Source organism: Halobacillus faecis (genome assembly GCF_007991335.1).
In the GTDB taxonomy this organism is placed as follows: Bacteria; Bacillota; Bacilli; order Bacillales; family Halobacillaceae; genus Halobacillus; species Halobacillus faecis.
The window spans coordinates 146,126-164,848 of sequence record NZ_BJYD01000026.1; the positions used below are offsets into that span (position 1 = coordinate 146,126).

Sequence of the window (18,723 nt, forward strand, 5' to 3'; positions counted from 1 at the left end):
AAAAAAGAGCAGCTGCTTGATGCAGCTGCTCTTTTTATTTATCTCTCCATACTTTCAACAGGAAGGCAGGGAGTTTGATCTGTCTTTTGATCCGCCAGGGTTCAGCAATGAGCCTGTACAACCACTCTAAACCGAAACGAAGGAAGAAGTCGGGCGCTCTCTTGATTCTCCCTGATATGACATCAAACGATCCACCTACGCCTTGAAAGATGCTCACATTCAATTCATCCATATGATCAACAATCCAGTATTCCTGCTTCGGACTGCCGAGGGCCACGAAAAGAATGTCGGCCTGAGATTCGTTGATGGTCTGGATGACTTTTTGTTCATCTTTTTCATAGCCGTCTAAAACACCGGCAATCTTCAACCCGGGATATTTTCGTACCAGTTCCTCTTTCGCCTCTTCTGCAATCCCTGGCTTCGCTCCGTAAAGAAAGACCGATTTGCCATGCTCTTCCGCCTGTTCACAAAGGGTCAACAGCATATCGATTCCGGTTACGCGTTCCTTGATGTTTCCTTTCTTCAAGCGGGAAGCGACCAGGACACCAACGCCATCAGGAATTTGATAGGTGGCTTTGTTTAAGAGATTCCTCAAATTCTCATCCTGCTGGGCTTTCAAAATCTTCTCCGGATTGATCGCCACGATGAATGACTGTTTCTTATGATTGATGTCGTCTATGACATTCTTCTTTAACTGTTCGTATGAATGACTACTGACATCCACACCTAAAAACCGTTCTTTCATATCGTCACCTTTTTATACATTCTTGGAATCGCCGAGGCGCTTCGTTACGAACCCGGCTTCTTTCCAGTCATCGAGATTCAGGCAGTTTTTCGTATCAAGAACAACACGGTTGCTCATATTTTCTTTAATAGAGGCTGGGGCTAGAGCTTTGAATTCATCATGATCTGTCAATACAACAAGAATGTCGGCTCCTTCCAAAGCTTCTTCCATATCCTGCGTCTGGTTGGAAGCGATGTTTTCCTTAATATGAGGATCATAGGTCGTAAAGCTGATCCCCCGCTCCACGAGCTCTAAAATGACCTTCAAGGAAGGACTCTCACGATGGTCATCAATGTTCGCTTTGAAAGATAGTCCGAAAAGGGCCACCTTTGGATCCTGGATAAACTGATCTTTCATCAATTTCTCCACTTGGTTTGCTGTGTACACAGGCATGTTGTCGTTCGTGTTGCGGGACAATTGGATAATCTGTGCAAGATCTGGTTGAAGCTCTGCAAGGAACCAAGGATCTACAGCAATACAATGTCCCCCTACACCTGGACCAGGCGTATGAATGTTGACGCGCGGGTGATAATTGGCAAGCTTGATCGCTTCCCAGGAGTTCACGCCGATGCGGTCGCTGATCATAGCGAGTTCATTGGCGAAAGCAATGTTCACATCACGGTATGTGTTTTCGATGACCTTAGCCATTTCAGCCGTCGTAGCGTCCGTCAGGTGAATCTCACCCTTAACAAAGGACTCGTACAACTCTTTCGTCATTTGAGAAGACGCCTCATTGATCCCGCCGACGATTCGGTCGTTATCCACGAGCTCCTGAAAAACCTTCCCTGGAATCACGCGTTCCGGTGAATGAGAGACGAAGAGCTCTTCCCCGATTTCAAGACCGGTTTTCTCAAGTACAGGCAGCATCACGTCTTCCACTGTCCGTGGAGGCACGGTCGATTCAAGGATCACCAGGTTTCCTTCTTTAACGAAAGGAACAATGGCTTCGGTCGCTTTGCGGACATAATCCAGGTTGGCTGTTTTGTCTTCCCTGATCGGGGATGGAACAGCAATAACGAAAACATCTGCTTCCGTCGGTTCCATAGATGCTTTAAAGTTCCCGGCATCAACCGCTTCTTCTAACCGTTCCTGCAGTCCGTTCTCTTCTATATGAAGCTGTTTGGCGTTGATCATTTCAACAGCTTTCTGATTGACATCCACCCCATGGACTTTATGGCCGTGAATTGCAAACATGACGGAAGTCGGAAGACCGATATAGCCTAAACCAACCACACACAGTGACTTTTTCATACAACAAATACTCCCTTTCTCTTGCACCTACACTCCGTAGACATATATTTTCATATAAAATTTATTTATTCATCTTTCCGTTCTTACTGTTCTTTATAGCATTCGTTAAACTTGGAACTTTATGACGTTTTCTGTCATTAATGACACATTTATGGATTGAACTCGACATTTTTCATCCACTTCCCTCTTCCCGTCCTGGTTGTTTCTTTAAACGTCATTTAATGCGAAAAGGCAAACCTTGTAGAAAGTCATTAGACTTTCATGCAGGCGCGGAAAGGGTGTCGACCATGGATTCATAGAACGGAATTTTATAAATGTATGGCCAATAAAAAAAGTCGATACTTTCCACTTTTCATTATATCTGATTCATTTCAAGTGCGCTATTCTTCCTTCCAATCTTAAATGAAAAGTCAAAAACTTGTAATGAAGTGGTCATGCGCGGAGGAGAATTTTTTTGATATACTCTTATGAAGTATGCTTTACAAAGAAAGGACGACAAATGATGACAGTTCGACGGTACCATAAGGGAGACGAAGACCAGATCCAATCCCTTTTTAAGAAAACATTCAACCATACACGTCCACTTGCTACGTGGAAGTGGAAATTCATAGATAACCCTAAACAGGAACGCCCCTTCATTCTAGTATTCGAGGAAGAGAATCAAATTCTCGGTCATATCAGCCTGTGGGTGACAGATGCCTATTTGAACGGAGAAAGGAAAAAAGTAGGCCTTCGTGTTGATACAATGGTCGATCCGGATGCGCGTGGAAAAGGGGTTTATAAAAAGCTGAATGATGCGCTGATCACGGAAGCCCAAGAGGATGGCATCGACTATCTGTATGGATTCCCCGCACCCAAAGCGAAAGAGCTGTTTTTACGTTACACAGGAGCCAGTCATCTGACAGACATGCCTCGCTGGATGTTGATCCAGAAACCAGTCCATCTGCTGGCTGCCAAATTCTCACCACTTGCCCTTTTCAAACCATTGGATCGAATCCTTCAATCGTTTAGAAAATCGAACTTTCATACCGATGGATATGAAGTGAAAGAAGTGAAGCGGTGTGAGGAAGAGTTTGATCAATTGGCTAAAAGATCAAAACAAGTGGCCCAGGGGGTGGTCGTGCGGGACGCCGCTTATTTAAACTACCGTTACTTTGACCATCCTGAAAACAAATATAAAGTGATTGGGATTTACAAGGAAAGCCGCTTACTCGGGTATGTGGTCACTCATCAAAAATCCGGTTCCTTTATGAACGGTATGGTGGTGGATTGGCTTGCCGAAGATGAGCAGTTATGGCCGGTGCTGTTAGCGGCTGCCCGTACTGAATTGAAAGATACAGATGTGATTCAATCCTGGGCTTTGCCCCACACGCTTGCCGCCAACACTTTAAAACAAGATGGATTCATCCATAAAGACAGTCCCATGCCACTCGTCGGAAAAGCCATTGACCCCTCACTAAGTACGATGGACAATGCCGACCAATGGTTTATCACTCCTGGAGATGTGGACTCCTATTAAAAAAAGCTCGTTGACGCCGTCCGTCAACGAGCTTCTTTTATGATTTATCCCGGTCTTTTTCTCTTTGTGTCTTAGAAAATAGCCCGATCACTGGACGTTTTCCTCGATACACTACTCCTGTCATCTCTGCAAACAGATGGAGTAAGAATAATATGATAAAAGTAATCATTAATGAGATCCCAAAAGATGTGAGAGAGAACAGCAACGCAAGCAAGCCGAAAACGGCACTGAACGCATAGATAATCAAGACTGTAGCTCTATGGCTGAACCCTGCTTCCAGGATTTGATAATGGATGTGTTTATTATCCGGCATCATAATCTTCTGTTTATTGATCAGTCTCCGTACAATCGAGAACAACGTATCAAAAACGGGAATGGCTAACACGATGATTGGAATGACAAAGCTGAACAATGTGACATTCTTAAACAAGCCGACCATAGAAATGACGGCCATGGAATAACCGAGAAACAATGAACCCGTATCTCCCATATAGATGGAGGCAGGGTGAAAATTATGAAATAAGAAACCAATATTGCTTCCGATCAAGACGACACACAAGTACACGATCGCCACCTGAGGCTCGATTGCGAGTGCCATTACGGCAATGCTGATCAATGAGATGGTTGAAACACCAGCGGCCAGCCCGTCCAATCCATCAATCAAGTTAATCGCATTGGTAATTCCAATAATCCAAACGAACGTAAAGATAATACTGATAGGATCACTTAACGACACCATCCCAATGAATGGAACACTCAAGACATCAATCTTCAACCCAGCAAAGATGAGAACGCCTGCCGCCGCCACTTGGCCTAATAGCTTGAATAAAGGTCGAATCTGGTAGCGATCATCCAGGAGACCTGTAAGAACGATAATAAATGCCCCTATACAAATAGGAATGAGATAAGGAAGATCTGGGCGAATGTAAAGCATACCAGCCACAGCCCCTCCAAAGATGGCCAGTCCACCCATCCTCGGTGTGATTTCCTTATGAATTTTCCTCATTTCGGGGTAATCCATCATTTTCCACTTCACTGCAAGTTTCATAACAGGAAAAACAAGAATGAAACTAACAGCCATTGACAAAACTATAGCAATCATAATGTCTACATAGATATTCATAATAATCCTCACTTACATCTTAAGTTTCCTCTGAGCGGTTAAAATTATAACATAGATAGGTGGAGGTATAGAGCTCTGTTATGTACATCAACGCACAAAAAACATCGCACACCTTGTCCACTGTGGCGATGCTTGTTTCTTCATTATTGTTGAAGTTGTTCGATTAAATGATCGATGACATCTTTAGAAGTTAGCAACTCAGCGTCTTCCGTCTTCTGAATAATGTTTTGCAGTACATCTTTTAAATTATCCATGCTCCCCACCTTTTCTTTAATGTCCTTTATGTCTTCTATTTACTTAAACGTTCGTCACTAAACGACTTTTTCTGTCTGTTGTTCTATGTATCTCTTATCCTATTAGACGTAACAGCACACAAAAAGTTTCAAAAAATGATTATTTCCGGGGAAATATGTTAAATCATTCTCTTATCTTATACTATTTCTCTACATATTTAAATAAAAATGTCAGAATATAATATGAACTCCCGAATTCATTCGTGTGGGTTTTCATTGAAAAGTCTGAATGAAAAAGCAAAGAACCTGACAGGCCAAACATGGCGTCGTCAGGTTCTTTCTGGTGATGCTAATCAAGCATCCGTCCACGCTCTTCTCAGGGTCTTCAGATTGTAACTTTTTGTGCTGAACCTGTGAACATGTTTCTGGATTACTTCCACGCCTTCTTGATGGAAAGTGAAAAAGATGACCGCCGGATGATGGAGGGAATCATAAAAGAAGATAGGATTGAAGCTTCTTTTCACTTTTCCGAACATCCATTGGTTGAACAAATCCAGTTCCCTCACGTATGCGTCATCTATGATTGCCTGCTGGATAACATCCGTCTTTTGGTCACTGTATTCTTTTACATGATGGTAACAAACCGCTGCCTGTAAATAAGAAAGAGGCGATTCATCCCCGATAATTCCATCCATCCAATCCGGTTCCTCAACTTCTACACCCTTATTTTCAGCATAAATTTGCCCATCCCGTCGAAACAAGTTCCAACCTGCCTTCAAACGTAACTGAGAATAGTGGGAAACGATTGAATTCAGCTTTAGTGATTCCTCGGATGGATCCAACAAAAATGGAGGATGAGTTGAACAAACATTTCTCCGTGCTGCTTCTCTAGTGAATATGGTCTTGTTCCTCAAACTCCCCCTCCTTCCTTGGAAAAGAATGTTTTAGCCGGCGACCGCGGGTTCTCATCTCTTCCATAGAGATTCACTTTGCATCCTTATTTTCTTCTTCCGCGTGTGCATACTTGTGTGTCAACAACTCTTCCAAGGGAACACCAAGCGTTTTGGCCAACTTTCCCATAACAATAAGAGAAGGGTTCGCCTGGACCCCACGCTCGATATTGCTGATATAGGATTTTGACACTCCAGACTGTTTTGCAAATTCATTGACTGATAGATTTTTCCCCACTCTAAGTACTCGTATTTTTTCACCGATAGGGGTCATAACCGTTCCTCACTTTCTTGATCATAGGTTTGACTTTTATTAACGACATACCATTGTTCTTTATTAAGAATATTATAATACTATTTTTCGCTAAAAGAAACAGTCAATTCTCATTATTTCGAACAATTTCCAGTTGATTCCCTTCTGTTAGCTCTCTCATCCTCCTTTATTATTTCTTTTTTAAGAACAAAGGCGGTGACATGAAAGAAACGCTTCTGGCATTAAGGGTGTTCTCTTCCTCTAGGAGGATTTCTCATAAAGATATTCAGGTGCCAGTTGGACGACATGTGCACTAGAACTCTTAAAGACACGTTAAGAAAAACAACTGGAGAGCTATCTGGAAAACAGTGTAGGGTTAAGGATGGAGGTTGCTTCGCAGGGGGATTTGTATATTTATCGTTTCTTAGACAACAAAAAAAGACGAACGGTGATCGTTCGTCCATCTTTACTCTTCGTGCACTCTGTATTTTTGGCGGAATTCTTTCGGCCCCACACCGACTATACTTTTAAACACTCTCGTAAAATAACTTTGGCTGTTATATCCAAGCAGGATACTAATATCCATTAGAGAATGGTGGGTGATACATAACAATTCTTTTGCTTCTTTTATTCGCTGCTGATTGATGAATTGCGTGATCGAGACCCCTTTTTCCTTCGTGAAAACGCCTGATAGATAGTTAGGGTTTACATTGAGGGTTTCAGCAATACCCTTTAAGTTCAGATCTTTAGTTAAGTTTTGAAAAATATACCGCTGTGTTCTCTCAACCAAAGGGGAGTGCATACGGCGGTTCTTACTGTTCCTGATTCGTTCCAGAAACGATTGAAGGATGTTCATTTCCAAGAATTTCAGATCCTCTGATGTTTCTCTGGCTTCTAAGAAATTAATATAAAAATCGCACAGCGAATCGATTTCATCCTGCTGGGCTCCTTTTTCCATGCATAAATAGCTTAATTCAGAAATCCAGCGAATCAGTTGATTTTTATGTTGACGAACATCCTTGGCGGCCATGATTTTTTCTCTAAGTCCTTGATACTCTTCAATCGCTTCTTCGTCACCATTTTTAAATAGTTCGGTAAATCTTTGTTTAGATGCCACAGTTTCGTGGTAAGAAGGAAGTGTTTGGGCATAGGACTGGTATTCCTTTCGCATTCTATCTTGCGAAAAACCTTGGCTCGAGATTTTCTTCCGCTTCGGTAATAGTTGGTTTAGCAACCGTTTTAGGGCACTAACCTCAACCTGGTTGATCATCGAAAGTTGAGCAAAATACTCAACGAATTGTTCTTCCAAATCAGAGTCCAAATCGTTCATGACAAGATTCATCCTGACATGCTTTCTAAGCACTTCTTGTTGGACAAACGGCCCTATCCCTACCACGAAATCCTTCCCATCATCATCCATGCACGGGTATAAGAGTAGGTGTTGGTGGTAGTGATCGGTGTACAACTGCATCGTGAACGGTTGTTTTCTACTTTCATCGATGTAGCTTCTATGTATATCTCTCAGCACTTTAGGCGGTTTCTGAAAACTATCCGGGAAACAATAGACCATTTTATTGCGTTCATTGAACAATAAAACGGGGGTATTCATAGCGATCGAACAATCTTTTAATAAGTTTATCAGCTCATATTTGGTCATAAGGACCCCTCTTTCTGCCCCTTCTTTTTACTCAGTACTTCTATCATGTCAAAAAAAGAACACCCTTTCAAGTTAAAGGGTGTCAGACCGTTTTCGCTGATTTCGTATGATTTCTCAAATAATCTCTTACCTCTTCCGTACTCAACCCCAAGGCTTTCGCTTCTTTTAATAAAGAAACCCACTCTTTATCCAACTTCTCTCTAGGTACCGTTTCCATCCACTTAACCTCCCCTAATGGTCATTCGATGAGTTAAACTTTGTGAACGGTGAAATCCGTATCACTGAGCTCTTCTTGTCCTTGTCTTAGTACCATTATAATGGATGGATAGAAATGGAATTTTAACAATATTCACTTATTTTTAAAATTTTTCAGATAACTTTTGAATATTCAATTAAAGATGTTGTATTTTTTTGACGAATAAAGTATAGACAATAAACAACCAGGTGGGACGAACCACACCTGGTTGTAATCATTGGTACATGTTATTCCATTTTTCAGTGAGAAGACGGAAGGCGTCTTCATCATTTTGATCGATCGCCTTGTCGATGAGGCGTCGAAGGTTGTTTTTTTCTAATTCACGGATGATTTCCTTCACTTCTTTAGATGATTGCTGACTGATTTCGATCCCCTCTTCATAATACGGCGACACAATCGAATGAAGGTGCTTTAGAAACTCAGGCAGTTGCAGTAAATCGGAGACAGAAACATAGACCATTTTCTTGCCCCGTTGAAAGACGAATATATCGAAAACGTTATGCACCCGCTGGCGATTGCGGTCGATTATAATTTCTCTTGATTCCATCGGGATGAACTGATACAACTCGTTATCAATGAATAGCGAAAAGTACTGGTAGGCTAGAACGACTCGAATGAAGCGTTTGTCTTCTTTAACATAGTATGGCTTAAGCATTTTTATGTTCAACATGGGCCCACCCCTTTTTCATTAAATCTGAATTTTCAGTATTTTATTCTATTATCGCGCATTTGTCAACAAAATGAAAGCGATTTATCTGGAATGGGCTTGGGGGGATGGCGTTTCATGGAGGAGAAGTTATGAGGAGTGAGAAGGATATGATGGACACTTCCTGACTCCTATGTAAAGCTGGGGGGGATCACGCCATGACTAAGTGGAATAGCTTAATGTAAGTTCCATATCGACTTCACTCAAATTCATTATGAAAAAACCTCGGTCCCGTAAGAAGCGGGGTCGAGGTTTTTTGATTTAGATAAGCGCATGCAAGCGTTCGTTAACGGTTGCTTTTACTGCAGCTAGTAGTTCTTCACTTTCTTTTCTTGAGCCGGATTTCACGCCGTAATAAAACTTGATCTTCGGTTCTGTACCCGATGGGCGCAGGCAGAACCAGCAATCGTCTTCAAGGATGAATTTGACGACATTGGATGTCGGAAGGTCAATTTCCTCTTCCGTTCCATCCTGGACATGTTTCCGAATGGTCGTCGCGTAATCTTCGATGGCAATGACTTTCTTACCACCCGCTTCTTTGATATCTGCGTTACGGAAGTCGTCCATGATGGCTTTAATTTGTTCGGTTCCTGATTTTCCTTCGAGTTTCATGGACTGAAGGTCTTCAAGGAAGTAGCCGTGTTTTTCATACAACTCATCAAGCGCATGGAGCAATGTCTTGCCCTGGTTCTTCCAGTACGCCCCGACTTCTGCTGCAAGGACAGCCGCCTGGACAGCGTCTTTGTCACGAGCAAAGTCTTTTACAAGATAGCCGTAGCTTTCCTCGTACCCGAACATAAATGTATGCTCACCGGTCTGCTCATATTCACGGATCTTTTCGCCGATGAACTTAAAGCCTGTCAGCGTATCAAGCGAACGGATGCCGTATGCGTTTGCGATGACGCGTCCGAACTCAGACGTTACGATCGTTTTAATCAGTAGACCGTTTTTCGGTAACTGTTCAGATTGACCGAGAATGTAATCCAATAGAAGCGCGCCGGTCTGGTTCCCTGTAAGGACGACATACTCTCCATTTTCATTCGGGACAGCAATTCCAAGGCGGTCGGCATCCGGATCTGTCGCCATCAACAGGTCAGCATCGATCGCTTTTCCTTGTTCAATCGCCATTTCGAAGGCCTGATGTTCTTCAGGATTCGGAGATGCTACAGTAGTAAATTCAGGATCCGGCTTTGCTTGTTCCTCTACAATATGGATGGAAGTGAATCCACTTTGCTGCAGACCTTTTTCTACAAGATCACGGGCCGTACCGTGCAGAGGTGTGAATACAAGGGATAGATCCTTTTTGATATCCGGCTGGACAGTAACGCCTTTCAGTGCTTCCAGATAAGCAGCATCTACCTCATCATCGATCCAGCGAAGCAGCCCTTTTTCTTCAAGCTCTAGCTGATCAGCCGCTTCAACTTTCAATTCATTTTCCACTTTGTTGACAAAATCGATCATGATTTCCGCCTGCTCTGGAGGAAGTTGGCCGCCATCTTCGTTATAGGCTTTGAAGCCATTGTATTCCGGAGGGTTGTGGCTTGCTGTTACGACTACACCTGCCGCTGCGTTCAAGTGACGGACAGCGAATGATAGTTCCGGTGTCGGTCTTAAGGATGTGAACACGTAAGAAGGAATGCCGTGGTGACCAAGGACACGAGCGGTTTCTACCGCGAACTCCTTGGACATATAACGGGAGTCATAGGCGATAGCTACGCCCCGGTTGGACAAGCCCTGGTCGTTGACATACGTAGCCAGGCCTTCGGCGGCTTTTCTCACCGTGTAGATGTTCATGCGGTTCGTACCTGGTCCGAGCTTTCCGCGCATTCCACCAGTTCCGAATTCCAGGTTCTTGTAGAAAGCATCTTCCAATGATTGTTCATCTGATGTAAGTTCTTCTAGCTTTGATGCAAGATCAGCATCAAGTTCGGTAAATTCTTTCCAACGGTTGTAATCATTTTTCCACATGCACAACACTCCTTCGTGTTTATTTTTCTTTAACTATTAGGGAAGTGATTTTTTAAGAGCGGAAATTCTTCTAGTGACAGGGAATGAGCCCGACATGATTCCTACTCGTTCTTCTCTAGTCTTTTCATTCGCCATTATTTGGTCGAATTCCTGTTTTTTCGGCGCATTTAGATAGAAATCTTTTCAATTTCTTTACCTTTTACACCAGGGGCTAGTAAACTATGTATCCGCTTATATTATTGTAACATTTCCATAAGACGGTTCTCTTATGGAAATATCTGTATGACCTGGTACACCATTAGAATGCACCCTGGTTAGGCGTTGCTAGTAGGCGAATGATAGGTGGTAATATTTGTATGACCTGGTCACCCTATCATTTCCATAAAAAAAGAAGGCCGCTATGGTTGGCTAGCGGCCTTCTTTCCTTTGTTACTCCATGTGTGATGTTAATCTGCGGGGAAAAAATTGAGTAGAGATTTGTGGATTTCACCACAAACTTCCATATGCATCGTATCCTGATTACAGCTATTCTCTTTTTCTCTGTGTACTCGATAGGCCGTCCTCATGCCTTCTCGAATAAATTCGTCTTTTCTCGTATATACGCCCCATTTCTGCACGAGATCATTAATGTAACGATCGTAAAGCATTAATGAATATGGCAGCATTGGGGGACCCCCGTAGTTCATCTATATCACCTCCTGGAATATATTTTCATATTAGTTATAAAGTACCTCGCATAAATAGTCAATATCTCCTAATTCTCACCTTTATTCGACCTTACAAAATTTACAATAAATTATTCTAAGAAAATGTGTTTTTCCCTCACTATATTATCGAAATTTAGTTTCTTCAGAGACAATATTGGTGTAAAAATCTTTTTTTAGTTGTTTGTTAACTAATTGTAAATGTTACGTAAATTCCTCTCACATCTTATCTTCCAAAATATGTATGACCAGGTCACCATTAAAGTCACTATAGTAGAAAGTTCAAACTACCATTTAATGGTGTACCAGGTCTTACATATTATGGTTAATTAAATCGTCGGATAATTCGGTCTTGTGCTTCAATTTCCTTTCCGTTACAATGTCCTTTATACAAAGAATAATGTTTATTTCAAGTAGACAAGGAGTGTGAACGATGAATAAAGCCATTACCGTAGGACTACTAGGACTTGGAACGGTCGGAAGTGGAGTGATTGAGATCCTCCGCGATCATAAAGAACGCATTGAACATAAGACAGGGTGTGATGTCACGATTAAGTCTGTGCTTGTCAGTGACATGTCCAAACCCCGCGAGGTTCCGGCTGAGACCCAGTTGACGGATCAGTACCAGGATATTACGAGAGATCCGGAGATTGATGTCATCGTAGAGGTGATGGGTGGGATCGATCACACGCTTACTATATTATTAGAAGCCATTGAACACGGAAAACACATCGTGACTGCGAACAAGGATCTTGTCGCCCAGCACGGAGAGCAGCTTTTCGAGGCCTGCCAGAAGCATAACTGTGACTTGTATTATGAAGCGAGTGTAGCCGGTGGAATTCCGATCATCCGTTCCATTATGGATGGCCTTTCCTCCGATCGCATTACAAAGATGATGGGGATCGTGAACGGAACGACGAACTATATCATGACGAAGATGGCGCAGGACGGCGTTGATTTTGACAGCGTCTTAAAGGAAGCTCAGGATCTAGGGTTTGCGGAGGCGGACCCGACGGCTGACGTGGACGGTCTGGATGCGGCGAGGAAGATGACGATTCTATCAATCTTAGGTTTCTCTATGCCTTACAGTTTAGAAGATGTAGATATCAAAGGAATCCGCGGCATTTCTTCGGATGATATTACCTACGCGGAAGAGCTTGGGTATCGCATCAAACTGATCGGGATTGCTGAGAATGACCACAATGGAGTTTCTGTTAGTGTCGAGCCGACATTGCTTCCTATTCAACATCCGCTCTCTTCTGTTAATGATGAATTCAATGCGGTTTATGTATACGGGGATGCCGTTGGCGAAACGATGTTCTACGGACCAGGTGCCGGTAAACTTCCGACAGCCACAGCTGTTGTTGCCGACTTGATCGCTGTATTGAAAAACATCCGCCTCGGGACAACAGGTACAGCCTATGTGCAGCCACAGTTTCCTAAGCAGGTGAAAACGAAGAAGGAACAGCTGACGAAGAAATATATTCGTCTTCACGTTGACGATAAAGCAGGCATGTTGAACGATTTGACGAACATTTTCGCTCAATATGATCTCTCCTTTGATCAGTTCACTCAACGTTCAACCGATCAGGATGGAGAGCGTGAATTGATGATGGTGACCCATCAGGTGAGCGAGGAAGATTTTGAAAAAGCCATTCAGGATATTGAGACGCTTGATTCTGTAAGAAGCGTTGACAGCATATTCCGTGTAGAAGGAGGAAACTGACATGTGGCGTGGATTGATTCATGAGTATGGCGAGTTTTTACCTGTATCCGAAAAGACACCAAAGCTGACGTTGCATGAAGGGAATACCCCGCTTCTTCCGATTCCGTCCATCTCTCAGGACCTCGGAATCGAGGGTTATGTAAAAATTGAAGGAGCGAACCCGACGGGCTCCTTCAAAGACCGCGGCATGGTTATGGCGATGGCCAAAGCGATTGAGGAAGGTTCAGAGGCTGTCATTTGTGCCTCTACCGGGAACACTTCCGCTTCAGCGGCTGCATTCGCTGCCCGGGCAGGCCTTCGCTGCATCGTCGTCATTCCTGATGGGAAGATTGCAGAAGGAAAACTGGCGCAGGCCGTCATGTACGGGGCGGAGATTTTTGCTATCAAAGGAAATTTTGATGACGCTCTTCGTATGGTCCGGAAAATGGCGGAGCATGAGCCGGTCACACTCGTGAACTCTGTGAACCCTTACCGCATTGAAGGTCAGAAAACGGCCGCATTCGAAGTCTGTGATGCTCTTGGCTCTGCACCGGATATCTTGAGTATCCCCGTCGGTAATGCCGGAAACATTACGGCCTACTGGAAAGGATTCAAGGAATACAACGAGCGCCATGGTTCCGGTCTGCCTCAGATGATGGGCTTTGAGGCGAGTGGTTCTGCCGCCATCGTCCGCAATCAAATCATCGAGGATCCGGAAACGCTGGCGACAGCGATCCGGATCGGTAACCCGGCAAGCTGGGATAAAGCGTTGAGCGCACGTGATGAATCGAATGGTCTGATCGACGAAGTAACAGATGAAGAAATCGTTGAAGCGTATCAATATTTAGCAGAAAAAGAAGGTGTGTTCGCTGAACCGGCGTCCTGTGCTTCCATCGCAGGCATGATCAAAAAAGTGAAGGACGGCACGATTCCACAAGGTTCGAAAATCGTTCATGTGTTGACAGGAAATGGTTTGAAAGATCCGAATACAGCCATTGATAAGAGTCCGGTCAAGCCGACACGGATTGAGAATGATTACAATATGTTCGCTTCTGCTGTTACAGGTGTCCAAACATGAGCCGCTTTCAAATCCGAGTGCCTGCGACATCCGCGAACCTCGGCCCGGGATTTGATTCCATCGGCATTGCGTTGTCGAAGTACGTGACGCTTGATTGTCAGCCTGCCGATGAGTGGTTTTTTTCAGTACCTGAAGAAGACCAGCCCTATATTCCTTCGGGCAAAAGCAATCTGATTTATAAAACGGCATTGTTTACAGCAGAAGCCATGGGGTATGAAGAGCTTCCAGCGACCCATGTAGAGCTTACCAATGATGTGCCGATTGCCCGTGGGCTCGGCAGCTCATCCACCGCCGTCGTGGGTGGCATCGAACTCGCTGATCACCTTCTTGGTCTTGGCTTGAGCCGTTATGAGAAATTCAAAATCGCCTGCGAAATCGAGGGACATCCTGACAATGTCGGTCCCGCGATTTTCGGCGGTATTATGGTATCGAATTACGATGGCGAGCATTTGGACTATGTCCATTTCACAGAAGGAATGGATGATTTGACCTGGCTTGCCATTATTCCGGACTATCATTTGGAAACGGAAAAAGCACGTGGATTGCTGCCTTTGGAAATAGACTATAAACAGGCAGTCAATAATAGTGGCAGCGCCAATGTCCTCGTTGCCGCATTAGCTACGAAAAATTGGCCGCTTGCCGGAAAAATGATGCAGAGCGACCGCTGGCATCAGCCTTACCGGCAGGTTCTCATCCCCGGCTTTTCTTCTTTTAAGGAGATCCTGGAAAAAGAACAATCGCTCGGCCACTACATCAGTGGAGCCGGACCGACCACTGTCGCCCTTTTTAATCAATGGGATGACAGTAAACGGCAGCGACTTGACGCTGCTTTGGAAGATTACCAAGTCGAACCGCTTCAAGTAAATTTGAGTGGTGCAGAAACATTCGTATTAGCTCCTGAAAAATGACGAAGAGAACCAGTACATAAAGTGCTGGTTCTCTTTTTTCATCAACGAGGGATTCCTCTTTTGATATTTTATTGGGTGAAGGTGCGTTTTATCCTTTTTTTCTCCTAACAAAGAAGAGAAAAATCAACACAACCCCTACCAAACCTCCTACACTGTCTAAGACGACATCTCCTGCATAGGGCGTGCGGTTTGGAGTGAGCGACTGGTGAAACTCGTCAAAACAAGCATACAGAACAGTAATGACGTACGACGTGATCAGCTTCCCTTTTAACCCCCAACCCGTGTTGTGATGGAGAGCGAGAAATGTCGTGACCATAAGGAGGAAGAACACAGTGAGGTGTGCCGCTTTCCGAATGAGAAACTCAAGCATGCCGTCAACGCCACGGTTCGCTACATTGATCGTCTCCCCGTAGTACGTGAATTCGATTGGAGATAACACCGGTTTCAGCAGGTCTAAATTCAAATAAAAGTTCATAGTTGGACGAAGGTCCTGTTGTTCATAAGGTTGTGAAGAAAAGTAAAAAATTAACCCCATTACGCCCAGGGGTAATAAACCATAAATATATCTTTTATACAAAACAAGTCACACTTTCCTATTATCTATACCAAATAGTTTACAACAACTGTAATTAAATTTAAAAGATTTAAAGAATTACTAACTACGACTATTATTATGGGTGAAACTTGTATACAATGTTACTAGAAAATGAAAAAAGGGGGATTCGAAATGGCGAAGAAGAGCAAACAATACGACTATGACCTCAGCGAAGTCAAGCGTCTGATCGGAGAGACAGATAAAAACTACCGAGAGATCGCTGCTGAGACAGGATGTCCGTACGCGAGCGTTGTCTATCACGGTCGCAAGATTCGCGGACGTGTCAATCGTATGCGTCAGGAAGATATGATAGAAGAACAACCACAATCGTTTTTACCGGTTAAAGAGGATCAACCTACATCAGAGGAAGCGACGATGTTGTCTGGCGGGACGACGTTGAGCATTTCCAGAAATGACGTTCAAATCCAGGATGCCGAGCAAGAAGCTGCTAAAATGATTAAAGCTGCACGCGCTCTTGGATTGAGTAAAATAAACATAACTATTAACAAGTAAGCGAACAGTCTCGGGGGCCTCTCCGGGGCTTTTTACATGTTCGTTCCTAAATCCTTCAGTTTTTTCCTTGCGTGTCTGCCCCAGTTCTTCACGGCATCCTGCGTTACTTTTTCCAAACGAGCAATCTGTGCAATGGACCGGTCCATAATAATAGAATGATAGACCCACTTCCACTGGTTGGGAGTGAGGCTTGCCTTCACTTGGTTCCAAAGGTGTTCATCTGTAATCTCATCCTCCCACTTGTCCCACCCTTCCTGCACCATCCGCTCAGCAATCCCTTCCTCCTGCTCATAGGTTCTTGAATCTTTGCGAATCTTATCAATCAAGGCGTTGCGGACTTTCCAGTGCATGTAAGACTTCAATGTTCCCGCCTCAGGGTCATATGTACGGTAGGCGTTCCACAAGGCGAAAAGACCTTCCGCATAGAAATCTCCGTTTCTATCTCTGATATTCAGCTTATGAATGTGATAGTGGATCAAGTCTTCACTTTCTGCTACTACTCTTTCAAACCTTTCATCAGTGATCATGAGACACCCTCCCTAAATGATCTTTCATACTATAATCGATAGAAAATGGGATTTTGGTGTCATGTTTTTGCAAATTTTTCAATTTTATCTAGGCAAAAATTGATTTTTTGCTTCCTATCTGTTGGGAAATACAGGATAATAGCTATATAGAAAGGAGAGTGTCATGAAAGATCCTATTCTCGATTTCCACGCTTATCAACGTCTCATCCATTCCCACCTCCGTCGTTGGAACCTCCCTGAGCCTTATGAGGACTGCCTGCAGGAGAGCTATCTCATTTACTCCCGCTGTGTAGAAAGGTATGACCCCGAACGAAGTAAGTTTTCCACGTTTTTCATTCAATCTTTGTACAGACACTTTCAAACGATGAACCGGAAAAATCACCGGGGCAGGGAAGCTGTTCGTTTTTTCTCCATACACCTACACCCTCTTGAAAAAGATCCTCTGCAGGAACCTCTTCTGCTTTTTGATCTCCACCATTACTCTTCACTCACCCTTATGGAACAGGTCATTTTTGAACAAAGCTATGCGGGTTACACAGTGAACCAAATCGCTCAATTGACCGGAGTCAGTCCTTCCACCATTAAAAGAGCACGGAAACAGATGAAAAGGAAAGTGTCCAGCTGTTTATCAGTGGAATAAATAGGGAAAGTACTATTATCCTAATAAAAACGGAGGAATCTCTTTGGAACAAACGTCCCGATCCTTGTTCCCTCTTGCGAATATTTGGCTCGATGATGCACCAACAACCTTTACCCATGCATTCCTTGAGCGTCTGGCTTACGAATGGATGGTTGAAATCGTCAACCCTTTCCCTCTGCCACTGTTAGAAGATCGAGAACTTGTACTCGATATCTCCATCGAACAAACCGACGGCACACTATTTGCCCATCTCCCCATTCAGTCCTACAGCATCGAAGCCGGCAATGAATTCACCGTCTATCGGTTTCACATGTACCCACCGGAGTGACCGTGATTTTCCTCCACGTTCCATAGAATGTTATAATGGATGTGACGTTCTATGGAAAGGAAGAGACGATGCTTTATCTCGGTTTTGCCGGATTTTTTCTCATTTATTTAATTCTGGGATGGTTCACGGACGTCGTTGAAATGTCAACGTTAAGCGCCATCTTCAGTGTTGCGTTTCTATGTCTGAATCTTTATATGTTCTGGAAAGATAAGAAAAAACAAAGCTCCACATAAAAAAGATCCGTCTAAAAGACGGATCTTTTTTTGTTGAGATACTGTAGCATTGGTTTTTACTGGGAATATTTGTATGACCTGGTACACCATAAATTGCAAGACCTGGTACGACAATAGGTACGACAATATTTGGAAATAGTGCAGGAATTTGAGTGGTTTTGTCGAATAAAGGATAGGTGTGATATTTGAATAAGGAAGGATTGAGGTTATGCGTAAACGTCCATGGTTTCCTAAGGCCTGGTACCATATTACGGCTAGAGGAAACCGAAAAACAGATATCTTTTATGATGAGAAAGACAGGTATAAGTATTTAACCCTGTTGCAAGAAGCAAAGCTTTCCCACCCGTTTCATCTCCACTCTTTCTGCCTCATGTCCAACCACGTTCATCTCCTTATTGAAACCATTGAACTCCCACCAGGCACTTTTATGAAAGATCTCCACTCCCAATATGCCATGTACTTTAATAAAAAGTATGGCTATGTTGGTCATCTTTTCGAAGGACCCTATAAAGCGAAACTAGAGAATGATGTGAACGCTGTGCTTCAAGTCAGCCGCTATATCCATCTAAACCCATGCCGGGCACTCCTCACCTTACAGCCTGAAGAATATAAGTGGAGCAGTTACGCCCACTATTTATCCCCTTCTCCTTATTACTCCGAGTTCGTTACCACCTCAACGATCCTCTCTTACTTCAAAGATGTAAAACAGTACGAGTTCTTCGTCCAACTGGCAAATAAAGTAAGACCTGGTCACCCAAATCATGGGTGACCAGGTCTTACACAAAATCCCAA

The 18,723-nt window shown here is 43.5% G+C and carries 20 protein-coding genes; 8 read left to right on the plus strand and 12 right to left on the minus strand.

Translation table 11 applies throughout. The annotated features are described in order from the left end of the window. Positions 1-34: 34 nt before the first annotated feature. Both HFA01_RS14315 and HFA01_RS14320 read right to left on the minus strand, forming a co-directional pair. A complete protein-coding gene (locus HFA01_RS14315) occupies positions 35-745 on the minus strand; it encodes a WecB/TagA/CpsF family glycosyltransferase (protein WP_146817402.1) in 711 nt (236 codons plus the stop codon). A gap of 12 nt (positions 746-757) precedes the next feature. Next, positions 758-2,035: a nucleotide sugar dehydrogenase gene (locus HFA01_RS14320; protein ID WP_146817404.1), complete on the minus strand. Its 1,278-nt coding sequence runs from the start codon at positions 2,033-2,035 to the stop codon at positions 758-760. Between the two features lie 502 nt (positions 2,036-2,537). On the opposite strand from HFA01_RS14320, the gene HFA01_RS14325 reads away from it, so the two are divergent. After that, entirely contained in the window at positions 2,538-3,554 is a 1,017-nt protein-coding gene (locus HFA01_RS14325; protein WP_146817406.1) for a GNAT family N-acetyltransferase, read from the plus strand. A gap of 37 nt (positions 3,555-3,591) precedes the next feature. Here HFA01_RS14325 and HFA01_RS14330 read toward each other — a convergent pair whose 3' ends face one another. From HFA01_RS14330 to HFA01_RS14365, 8 genes are all read right to left on the minus strand, one after another. Continuing rightward, the gene (locus HFA01_RS14330) at positions 3,592-4,677 is read right to left on the minus strand and encodes a glycosyltransferase family 4 protein (protein WP_146817419.1); all 1,086 of its coding nucleotides are present in this window, start codon (positions 4,675-4,677) and stop codon (positions 3,592-3,594) included. A 586-nt stretch (positions 4,678-5,263) separates the two neighbouring features. Then, positions 5,264-5,824: a hypothetical protein gene (locus tag HFA01_RS14335; RefSeq protein ID WP_146817421.1), complete on the minus strand. Its 561-nt coding sequence runs from the start codon at positions 5,822-5,824 to the stop codon at positions 5,264-5,266. A 70-nt stretch (positions 5,825-5,894) separates the two neighbouring features. Continuing rightward, positions 5,895-6,134, minus strand: coding sequence for a helix-turn-helix domain-containing protein (locus tag HFA01_RS14340; protein WP_146817424.1), 240 nt, complete (start codon positions 6,132-6,134; stop codon positions 5,895-5,897). A gap of 445 nt (positions 6,135-6,579) precedes the next feature. After that, complete coding sequence (locus HFA01_RS14345) at positions 6,580-7,770, minus strand: AraC family transcriptional regulator (RefSeq protein ID WP_146817426.1); 1,191 nt, start codon at positions 7,768-7,770, stop codon at positions 6,580-6,582. Between the two features lie 82 nt (positions 7,771-7,852). Beyond that, positions 7,853-7,987 (minus strand): anti-repressor SinI family protein, encoded by a 135-nt coding sequence (locus tag HFA01_RS14350; RefSeq protein ID WP_146817428.1) that lies wholly within the window; start codon positions 7,985-7,987, stop codon positions 7,853-7,855. A 253-nt stretch (positions 7,988-8,240) separates the two neighbouring features. Further along, positions 8,241-8,696, minus strand: a complete 456-nt coding sequence (locus HFA01_RS14355) for an IDEAL domain-containing protein (protein ID WP_146817430.1) — start codon at positions 8,694-8,696, stop codon at positions 8,241-8,243. Positions 8,697-8,993: 297 nt separating this feature from the next. After that, positions 8,994-10,700, minus strand: coding sequence for a phospho-sugar mutase (locus tag HFA01_RS14360; protein WP_146817432.1), 1,707 nt, complete (start codon positions 10,698-10,700; stop codon positions 8,994-8,996). Positions 10,701-11,146: 446 nt separating this feature from the next. After that, a complete protein-coding gene (locus tag HFA01_RS14365; protein ID WP_146817434.1) occupies positions 11,147-11,386 on the minus strand; it encodes a hypothetical protein in 240 nt (79 codons plus the stop codon). 451 nt (positions 11,387-11,837) lie between these two features. Between HFA01_RS14365 and HFA01_RS14370 the strand changes: the two genes are divergently transcribed. The 3 genes from HFA01_RS14370 to thrB are packed head-to-tail and all read left to right on the plus strand — an operon-like array spanning position 11,838 to position 15,095. Next, positions 11,838-13,130: a homoserine dehydrogenase gene (locus HFA01_RS14370; protein ID WP_146817436.1), complete on the plus strand. Its 1,293-nt coding sequence runs from the start codon at positions 11,838-11,840 to the stop codon at positions 13,128-13,130. Between the two features lies 1 nt (position 13,131). Continuing rightward, on the plus strand, positions 13,132-14,187 hold the full coding sequence (gene thrC / locus HFA01_RS14375) for a threonine synthase (protein ID WP_146817438.1): 1,056 nt from the start codon (positions 13,132-13,134) through the stop codon (positions 14,185-14,187). Next, positions 14,184-15,095, plus strand: a complete 912-nt coding sequence (thrB, locus tag HFA01_RS14380; RefSeq protein WP_146817440.1) for a homoserine kinase — start codon at positions 14,184-14,186, stop codon at positions 15,093-15,095. The genes thrC and thrB overlap by 4 nt, the downstream gene beginning before the upstream one ends. Positions 15,096-15,183: 88 nt before the next feature. On the opposite strand, the gene HFA01_RS14385 is transcribed toward thrB, so the two are convergent. Further along, the gene (locus tag HFA01_RS14385) at positions 15,184-15,630 is read right to left on the minus strand and encodes a VanZ family protein (RefSeq protein WP_146817709.1); all 447 of its coding nucleotides are present in this window, start codon (positions 15,628-15,630) and stop codon (positions 15,184-15,186) included. A gap of 192 nt (positions 15,631-15,822) precedes the next feature. On the opposite strand from HFA01_RS14385, the gene HFA01_RS14390 reads away from it, so the two are divergent. Then, a complete protein-coding gene (locus HFA01_RS14390; protein ID WP_146817442.1) occupies positions 15,823-16,203 on the plus strand; it encodes a hypothetical protein in 381 nt (126 codons plus the stop codon). Between the two features lie 32 nt (positions 16,204-16,235). Here the strand turns inward: HFA01_RS14390 and HFA01_RS14395 are convergent, their stop codons facing one another. Continuing rightward, positions 16,236-16,730: a sigma-70 family RNA polymerase sigma factor gene (locus tag HFA01_RS14395; protein ID WP_146817444.1), complete on the minus strand. Its 495-nt coding sequence runs from the start codon at positions 16,728-16,730 to the stop codon at positions 16,236-16,238. Between the two features lie 163 nt (positions 16,731-16,893). Here HFA01_RS14395 and HFA01_RS14400 point away from each other — a divergent pair, with 163 nt between their 5' ends. The 3 genes from HFA01_RS14400 (at position 16,894) to HFA01_RS14415 (ending at position 18,700) form a co-directional block, all read left to right on the plus strand. Further along, positions 16,894-17,370: an RNA polymerase sigma factor gene (locus tag HFA01_RS14400; RefSeq protein ID WP_146817446.1), complete on the plus strand. Its 477-nt coding sequence runs from the start codon at positions 16,894-16,896 to the stop codon at positions 17,368-17,370. 43 nt (positions 17,371-17,413) lie between these two features. Continuing rightward, the gene (locus tag HFA01_RS14405) at positions 17,414-17,698 is read left to right on the plus strand and encodes a hypothetical protein (RefSeq protein WP_089652072.1); all 285 of its coding nucleotides are present in this window, start codon (positions 17,414-17,416) and stop codon (positions 17,696-17,698) included. Between the two features lie 441 nt (positions 17,699-18,139). Then, a complete protein-coding gene (locus tag HFA01_RS14415; protein ID WP_146817450.1) occupies positions 18,140-18,700 on the plus strand; it encodes a transposase in 561 nt (186 codons plus the stop codon). Positions 18,701-18,723 lie beyond the last annotated feature (23 nt).